8 protein-coding genes are annotated in these 7,894 nt (G+C 64.2%); 7 read left to right on the top strand and 1 reads right to left on the bottom strand.

The genetic code is table 11. From position 1 onward, the window contains the following. From ACJWXQ_RS06890 to lolD, 3 genes are all read left to right on the top strand, one after another. Positions 1–492: DNA/RNA nuclease SfsA (locus ACJWXQ_RS06890; RefSeq protein ID WP_406672446.1), on the top strand; the 492-nt coding region annotated here is incomplete at its 5' end. A gap of 9 nt (positions 493–501) precedes the next feature. Then, a complete protein-coding gene (locus ACJWXQ_RS06895; protein WP_406672447.1) occupies positions 502–1,749 on the top strand; it encodes a lipoprotein-releasing ABC transporter permease subunit in 1,248 nt (415 codons plus the stop codon). Beyond that, complete coding sequence (gene lolD, locus ACJWXQ_RS06900; RefSeq protein ID WP_346052968.1) at positions 1,742–2,440, top strand: lipoprotein-releasing ABC transporter ATP-binding protein LolD; 699 nt, start codon at positions 1,742–1,744, stop codon at positions 2,438–2,440. Before ACJWXQ_RS06895 ends, lolD begins: the two co-directional genes overlap by 8 nt. On the opposite strand, the gene ACJWXQ_RS06905 is transcribed toward lolD, so the two are convergent. After that, positions 2,430–3,014: a DUF2062 domain-containing protein gene (locus ACJWXQ_RS06905; protein WP_346052970.1), complete on the bottom strand. Its 585-nt coding sequence runs from the start codon at positions 3,012–3,014 to the stop codon at positions 2,430–2,432. The genes lolD and ACJWXQ_RS06905 overlap by 11 nt on opposite strands. A 146-nt stretch (positions 3,015–3,160) precedes the next feature. Between ACJWXQ_RS06905 and ACJWXQ_RS06910 the strand changes: the two genes are divergently transcribed. From ACJWXQ_RS06910 to ACJWXQ_RS06925, 4 genes are all read left to right on the top strand, one after another. Next, positions 3,161–5,218, top strand: coding sequence for a ComEC/Rec2 family competence protein (locus ACJWXQ_RS06910; RefSeq protein ID WP_346052972.1), 2,058 nt, complete (start codon positions 3,161–3,163; stop codon positions 5,216–5,218). Positions 5,219–5,346: 128 nt separating this feature from the next. After that, complete coding sequence (locus ACJWXQ_RS06915) at positions 5,347–5,964, top strand: MotA/TolQ/ExbB proton channel family protein (protein ID WP_346052973.1); 618 nt, start codon at positions 5,347–5,349, stop codon at positions 5,962–5,964. Further along, complete coding sequence (locus ACJWXQ_RS06920; protein ID WP_406672448.1) at positions 5,961–6,392, top strand: ExbD/TolR family protein; 432 nt, start codon at positions 5,961–5,963, stop codon at positions 6,390–6,392. The genes ACJWXQ_RS06915 and ACJWXQ_RS06920 overlap by 4 nt, the downstream gene beginning before the upstream one ends. 85 nt (positions 6,393–6,477) lie before the next feature. Next, the coding region (locus ACJWXQ_RS06925; RefSeq protein ID WP_406672449.1) for an ABC transporter transmembrane domain-containing protein at positions 6,478–7,894 on the top strand (1,417 nt) is incomplete at its 3' end.

Consider the following 7,894-nt stretch of genomic DNA (forward strand, 5'->3'; position numbering starts at 1 on the left):
ACCGGGCGCAGCAATGCCCTGGTGGCGGAAGCGATTGCCGCCGGGCGCATTCCGGCATTGGCCGGCTATCCCCATCTGCGCCGGGAGGTTGCCCATCCGGCCGGTGGGCGCACCGACATCCTGCTGGAGGGCGAGCAGGGACGCTGCTGGGTGGAGGTCAAGAATGTGACCGCCGCTGCCGCCAATGGTCTGGCCCTGTTTCCCGATGCGGTGAGCCGGCGTGCGGCCCGGCATCTGGCTCACCTGATCCAGTCGGTTCGGGCCGGGGAGCGGGCGGTGCTGTGTTTCTGCGTGCAACGCGAGGATGTGGCCGTGGTCGAACCCGCAGTGGCCATCGATCCGGCCTATGCCGATGCCCTGGCCGGGGCCTCAGAGGCCGGGGTTGAATTGATGGCCTGGGGTGCCAGGGTGTCGCCCCGGCGGCTTGAATTGACCCGTCCGCTGCAGGCCCGGGCGGCGGCTTCTGTCAAAACCGAAACAGCTATGGTTTAATCCCGCTCCATGTTCAAACCATACGAGTTATTTGTCGGCCTGCGCTATCTTCGCGCCAAGCGCCGCAATCATTTTGTCTCCTTCATCTCGATGACCTCGGTTGCCGGGATCGCCGTGGGCGTGATGGCCCTGATTACGGTGATGTCGGTCATGAACGGTTTCGAGAAGGAACTGCGTGATCGCATTCTCGGCATGGTGTCCCATGCCAGCATTACCAGTTACGGCGGCCGGGTCGAGGAATGGGAGGGAGTTCGCGACCGGATCATCGTTGACGAGCGGGTGCTGGGCGCCGCGCCCTTTATCGAGCGGGAAGGCATGCTGGCCCGGGAAGGGCAGCTCAGCGGCGGCATGGTGCGCGGTATTCTGCCGGAGGAGGAGCCCCAGGTCTCCGAGGTCGGCGAGCAGATGGTCCAGGGCGAGCTCGGCAATCTGGTGGCGGGTGAGTATCGAGTCATTCTGGGCAGTGCCCTGGCCCGCTCCCTGCGGGTCAATGTGGGCGACAGCGTGTTCCTGATTGTCCCTGAAGGCAATGTGACGGTGGCCGGTTTCCGGCCGCGGATGCGGCGCTTCCAGGTGGTGGGCCTGTTCGAAGTGGGCATGTATGAGTATGACCGCAGTCATGCCTTCATTCATCTGGACGATGCCCGTACGCTTTATCGCTTCGGTGATGCCGTGGGTGGCATCCGCCTGAAGCTCGATGACATGTTCCGGGCACCGGCGGTGTCCCGTGACATTGCCGCCGGTCTGGGAGCGGGCTACTTCGTCAGTGACTGGACCCGCCAGCATGCGAATTTCTTTGCCGCGCTGCAGATCGAGAAAACAGTGATGTTCATTATCCTGTTCCTGATCGTGGCGGTGGCGGCCTTCAACATCATTTCCACCCTGGTCATGGTGGTCAATGACAAGCGCGCGGATATTGCCGTGTTGCGAACCATTGGCACCACACCGTCCTCGGTGATGGGTATCTTCATCGTTCAGGGGACGGTCATCGGTCTGGTGGGTACGGTCGTGGGTGTGGGCCTGGGTGTGGCCCTGGCCAGCAACGTGGAGCAGATCGTGCCCTGGCTGGAGGATCTGTTCCAGACTGAATTCCTGCCGGCCGATGTCTATTACATCAGTGACCTGCCCTCGGAGCTCAACTGGGCGGATGTGGGCCGGATCAGCGGTCTGGCCTTTGTTCTGTCGGTGCTCTCCACCCTGTATCCGGCCTGGCGGGCATCCCGAACCCAACCGGCGGAGGCCCTGCGTTATGAGTAAGGCCCGGCTGAATCTGGAACAGGCCGCGATTGCCTGTCAAAACCTGAGCCGCAGTTTCACCGATGCCGGGCGTCGCGTGGATGTCCTGCGTGATGTCAGCCTGGCCATTCAGCCGGGTGAGACGGCTGCCATTCTCGGCGCCTCCGGCTCCGGCAAGAGTACTCTGCTGCATCTGCTGGGTGGCCTGGACCGGCCCAGTGAAGGCGAGGTCTGGGTGGATGGTCAGGCCATGCACAAGCTGGCCGATGCCGAGCGGGGTCGTCTTCGTAACCGGGCCATCGGCTTTGTTTACCAGTTTCACCATCTGCTGCCCGAGTTTACCGCCCTGGAGAATGTCGCCATGCCCCTGCTGGTGCGGCGCGAGTCGGTGACCCCCTCGCGTGACGCGGCCAGGCGGGTTCTGGAGCAGGTGGGGCTGGGCCATCGCCTTGAACACAAGCCCGGCGAGCTGTCTGGCGGTGAGCGTCAGCGGGCGGCGGTGGCCCGGGCGCTGGTGACCCGGCCGCGCTGTGTGTTGGCGGATGAACCCACCGGCAATCTGGATTCCCGGACCGGGGAACAGGTGGCCGATCTCATGCTGCAGTTGAACGCCGAGTACGGCACTGCCCTGGTGATGGTTACCCATGACCGGGAGTTGGCCGCCCGCATGGGAACCATTCACGAGCTGGAAGACGGCGTGCTCAAGGTTTAGGCAGGCGCCGCTTCAGGCCGGCCCGGCGAAGCTGACGCGGGCGGCGGAAACGAATCCCCATCATCCGGCGGCGTGCCCGACGGCTGCGATAAAAACGCATCAGGGAAACCCGCCAGGCGACGTTGATGATGGTTGCCGAGAGCAGGGCGGTGAGCAGGCCGAGGGTCAGACAGCCCAGCAACAGGGGCGCGCCGATCCGCTCGATCTCCTGCCAGATCATCTCCAGGCCAAATTCCAGGTTCTCGCGGGGCGGCATCCTGAGCATCAATGAGCCCAACAGGTAACCGGCCAGCATCATCGGCCCCATGGTCAGCGGGTTGGAGATGAAGCTGGCCAACACCGCCACCGGAAGATTTACCCGCATCCATGCCGTCAGCCCCAGGACCACCAGGGTCTGGAAGGGGATGGGCAGCCAGGCAGCAAACACCCCGACCCCGAACCCCTTGGCCGTACTGCGCCGGCTCAGCGCCCATAGCCCGGGGTCGCTCAACAGCGCGGCAAAGGGCCGCAGCAGCCGCGACCGGGCCAGCGTCTCTCTTCTGGGCAGGTAGTGCTTGAAAAATCGCCTGGGCATGTCGCATTCTTTATCCGAAGCGGGTGAGCCTGAATATGGAGATCACAGGCGCCCAGCAAAAGGGGGGCCGGGTCGTCAACGCCGATTATAATGCGGCAATGGCCGGCCTGGATGCAGTTTGCAAGGATTGCAGGGAAGCATGAGTCATGCCGGTCTTCGCCGCCGGGCTTTTTGTCGCCGCAACCGCACTGGTCTGGGCACCAGGGTTCTCTCCTGTCTGGTTTCTGTTCCTCTGTCTTATCGGACTATTGGGCGCCTGGCTTGTTCGCCAGCGTCTGCTCTGGCTGGGTGGTTTCTGTCTGGGCCTGCTGCTGGCGAGCCATGCCATCCATGAGCGTTTGATGCCGTCGGCCCTGGATGATCTTGGCGAGCAGACGGTGGTGGTGACAGAAGGGCGGGTGCTGGGTCTGGTGGCGGATCACGGCTTCAGTCAGCGTTTTGATTTCCAGGTCGATGTCATTGATGGCGAGCCTCTGGCCCGCCCCGTTCGCCTTCGGGTGAGCTGGTCGGAGCCGTTGCTCGCCCCGGCCAGCGGTGAGCAATGGCGCTTGCCCTTGCAACTGCGTGAGCCAGCGGCACGGCCCCTGCCGGGGCAGTTCGATCAGGCACGCTGGCAATTTCGCCATGGCCTGGCCGGTACGGCCCGGGTCATGCCGGAGGCGACGGCGGTGCGGCTGGAGCCCGGCGGGGCCGGCATGGATCGACTGCGGACACGGCTGGGGCAGGCGGTGGCCGAGTCCCTGGCGGACAGTCCCGCCTCGGCGCTGATCCGGGGCATCACCGTCGGTGATCGCAGTGGCTTCGACAGCGGCCAATGGGCGGTACTTAATGCCACCGGGACCACCCACCTGGTGGCCATCTCCGGTTTGCACATCGGCATGGTGGGCGGGCTGGTTTTCCTGCTGGGGCAGGGCCTGGCCCGCCTATTGCCGGCGCCCTGGCCGGCCAGGCTCAGCGGGGCTTTGCTGGGGCTGGCCGCCGCAGGCGCTTACGCCATGCTGGCCGGCTTCGCCCTGCCCACCGTCAGGGCGCTGAGCATGTTTGCGGTCATGGTCTTGCTGCTGCTGTTGCGTCGCCGGACGGGTTTCGCGGGCGGACTGGCCACGGCGGCGGTGGTGGTGCTGGTGCTTGATCCCCTGGCGGTGATGGATCCGGGCTTCTACCTGTCCTTTGCCCTGGTCGCTTTTGTGCTGGCGGTTGTTGCCGGTGGTGATCGGCCGGGCCGGGCTGTCGCCTTTGTCCGGATCCAGTGGGTCACCGGCCTGGCCATTCTGCCGGTGCTGATGTTGTTTTTCGGGCTGGGGCCGCTGTCCAGTCCACTCGCCAATGCCATTGCCGTGCCCCTGTTCAGCTTCCTGGTCGTGCCTCTGTCTCTGTTGGGGGCAGCGCTTTCCCTTGGCGGGCTCGATACTCTGGCCGCTTGGTTCTGGTCTGGCGCCGGCCTGGTGCTTGACGGGCTCTGGCCGGTCCTGAGCCTGCTGGCGGAGTTGCCCGCCTTGCCCACCGTGGCCGGGTATCCCCTGATTGCCGCGCTGCTTGCCTTGCTGGCCATCCTGGCCGTGGTTCTGCCCGGGCCCCGGGTCGCCCGGGCCGCGCTGCTGCTCGGATTGCTGCCCCTGGTGGTGGGGCTCAATGGCCGGGATCAGCCCGATATCCGGGTCTGGTCGCTGCCGGCTGGTGGCCAGGTCTGGCAACTGGATCTGGCCGAAGAGCGGCTCATCTGGCTACAGGCCGGGCGCGGCGATCTGCGCGGACCGCTGCTGGATTGGCTGGCGCGGGCAATGCGGCGGCCCGGCAGCCGCTTGCTGTTCAATCCGGAGCAGGGGGTGGGTTCGGCCACCCTGGACCACTTACAGTCCAGCCTACCCGAGCTGGCGCCGGGCCAGTTTCTGCTGCCGGATCTTCGCGGCATGCCGGCGGGGGTGGCGCGCCATTGTCCCCAGGGGGCGATGGGGGGCGACGAGATTCATTTTGTCCGTGGCCCCGGTCAGGACGGCCTGCCGCAGTGTCAGTTGCTTGCGGAAAGCGGCGATTGGCGCCTGCGCCTGGATCCGAGCGGGCTTGTGGTGGAACACCCGGCGCTGTCCCGGCCGCTGCACCTGGACGAGGGCCTGGCAAGGGAAAAAGGGCGGGTCGGCCTGCGCCTGGAGGGCCGGGGCGAGGTGGCTTATCTCTCCCGTCAGCCACGCTGGTGGCGACCCTGATTTCTGCGCCATGCCCAAATCAAGTATCATGCGACGCCGATGCTTCCTGCGGGAAGCCCTAGGGAACCTGGTGCCCGGCCGGCAAGGAAAAGCGCCGGACGGGGCTGATAACGGGGCGACAGATAATCATGCTGGAACTCATTCAGGCGGGCGGCTGGCTGATGCTGCCCATCATACTGTGTTCGGTCATTGCTTTTGGCATCGTGGCCGAGCGCCTGTGGACCCTGCGACGCAAGCGGGTCACCCCGCCGCATCTGGCCGCCGAGGCCTGGCGCTGGCTGCAGAAAGGGGAGCTTAGCGAGGACCACGTCAAGGCCTTGCGCAATAACTCGCCACTGGGGCGCATTCTGGCCGCCGGTCTGTCCCAGCGCCATGGCGATCGCCACCTGATGAAGGACACGGTGGAGGATACCGGTCGCCATGTGGTCCATGAGCTGGAACGCTACCTCAATACCCTGGGCACCATTGCTTCCATTACCCCGCTGCTGGGGCTGTTGGGGACGGTCATCGGCATGGTTCGGGTGTTTACCGCCATCACCGCTCACGGGGTGGGTGATCCGGGCGCCCTGGCCGGGGGTATCTCCGAGGCCCTGCTGACCACCGCCGCCGGTCTCACCGTGGCCATTCCCTCATTGATTGCCTATCGCTATCTGCGCGGACGGGTCGATGAGCTGGTGGTGGACATGGAGCAGGAAGCGATGAAGCTGGTTGACGCGCTCAGCGGTCATCCGGGGAGGCAGGGATGAATCTCCGGCCCAGGCGCAGTGAAGACCCGGAGGTGAATCTCACCCCGCTGATTGACGTGGTCTTCCTGCTGCTGGTCTTCTTCATGGTCTCCACCACCTTCGTGCGCGAGGCCGACCTGGAGATCGTGTTGCCGGAGGCCAGCCTGGAAGGTGCCCCCGAGCAGGAAGAGCGGGCCCTGGAAGTGGTCGTCTCCGCCGATGGAGAGTATGCGGTCAACAGTCGTCAATTGGTGAACAACCGGCCCACGACACTGGAGAGTGCCATCCGCCGCATGATGGAAGATCGCCGGGATGTGCCGGTCACCATTCGGGCCGATGCCAATGCCAGTCATCAGTCGGTGGTCACGGTGATGGATGTGGTGGGGCGATTGGGCTTTGCCCGCATCCAGGTAGTGACTGCCGAAGCGCCGGAAGAGGAGGGGGGCTAGCGGGCCGCGCCCGCGCCCAGAACAGCGGCAAGATGCCGGGTTGGCCCCGGTCCTCATTCATTAATCACTCAGGCAACGGGATTCAATGGAGAAGATTCAGACAGAAGCAGAAGCCCTGAAGGTTTACCGGCGCTTGCTCCGTTACGTGGTGCCCCACTGGCGGATCTTCCTGCTGGCCGTGATTGCCATGGCCATCTTCGCCGTATCCCAGGCCGGTTTTCCCGCCATTCTGCAGCCTCTGATGGACGAAAGCCTGGTGGCCCGGGACCCGGAAGCCATCCGCATCATTCCCATCCTCCTGATGGGGCTTTTCGTCATCCGTGGCATTACCGGCTTTCTGTCCACCTTCTGCATGCATTGGGTGGGTCGGCGGGTGATCAAGCAGCTTCGCACCGAGACCTTTCGCCAGTTGCTCTCCCTGCCGGTGAGTTATTTCGATCAATCCTCCACCGGGGTGCTGGTCTCCAAGCTGACCTACAACATTGAGCAGATTGCCGAGTCGGTGACCAATGCCATTACCGTGCTGGTGCGGGACACCCTGTCGGTGGTGGCGCTGTTCGCGTGGATGCTGTGGATCAGCGTGCCGTTGACGGCCTTTCTGTTGATCACCGTGCCCATGCTGATGGCCCTGGTGCGATTCGTCAGTCGCCGCTTTCGCAAGTACAGCACCCGAATTCAGAATTCCATGGGCGATGTGACCCGGGTGGCCGAGGAAGTCATCGGCGGTCAGCGCGTGGTCAAGGTTTTTGGCGGGCAGCATTACGAAGCCGAACGCTTCGAGCAGATCAACGAGCAGAACCGTCGCATGCACATGAAGCTGGTGGCCACCAAGGCCGGCAGTGTGCCGCTGGTGCAGTTGATTGCCGGCATCGGCGTAACCGGGATTATCTACTTCGCCACCTTGCCGGGGGTGCTGGATCGCATCACCGTGGGTGCCTTTGTATCATTCCTGGGCGCGGTGATGCTGATGATGGCCCCCCTGCGCCATCTGGCCAATATCAATGCCGTGCTTCAGAAGGGCATCGCCGCCGCCCACAGTGTCTTCCATCTGCTGGATACGCCGCCTGAAGGCGAGGGTGGCAGCCGAGCCATCCAGCGTGCCAATGGTGATGTGCGTTTCGAGAAAGTGCACTTCAGTTATGGCGAGAACAAGGAGCAGGTGCTCAAGGACATCAACCTGCATGTTCGGCCCGGTGAAGTGGTGGCCCTGGTGGGCCGCTCGGGTAGCGGCAAGAGCACCTTGGTGAGCCTCTTGCCCCGTTTCCATGATCCCGATCAGGGGCAGATACTGCTGGACGGTGTTTCTCTCAGCGAGTACCGGCGTACTGATCTGCGTAATCAGATCGCCATGGTCAGTCAGGATGTGGTGCTGTTCAACGACACCATTGAGCACAATATTGCCTATGGCAGTCTGGTGGACACTGATCGGGATGCGGTTCGCGAGGCGGCCCGCAAGGCCTATGCCCTGGACTTCATTGAGCAGCTACCGGAGGGCATGGACA

Origin of the sequence: Natronospira sp. (genome assembly GCF_007134575.1) — a bacterium.
Classification (GTDB): domain Bacteria; phylum Pseudomonadota; class Gammaproteobacteria; order Natronospirales; family Natronospiraceae; genus Natronospira; species Natronospira elongata.

Coding starts and splice junctions, on each gene's coding strand:
- ACJWXQ_RS06915 (WP_346052973.1), top strand. CDS start 5,347: ATGCTGGAACTCATTCAGGCGGGCGGCTGGCTGATGCTGCCCATCATA.
- lolD (WP_346052968.1), top strand. CDS start 1,742: ATGAGTAAGGCCCGGCTGAATCTGGAACAGGCCGCGATTGCCTGTCAA.
- ACJWXQ_RS06910 (WP_346052972.1), top strand. CDS start 3,161: ATGCCGGTCTTCGCCGCCGGGCTTTTTGTCGCCGCAACCGCACTGGTC.
- ACJWXQ_RS06920 (WP_406672448.1), top strand. CDS start 5,961: ATGAATCTCCGGCCCAGGCGCAGTGAAGACCCGGAGGTGAATCTCACC.
- ACJWXQ_RS06905 (WP_346052970.1), bottom strand. CDS start 3,014: ATGCCCAGGCGATTTTTCAAGCACTACCTGCCCAGAAGAGAGACGCTG.
- ACJWXQ_RS06895 (WP_406672447.1), top strand. CDS start 502: ATGTTCAAACCATACGAGTTATTTGTCGGCCTGCGCTATCTTCGCGCC.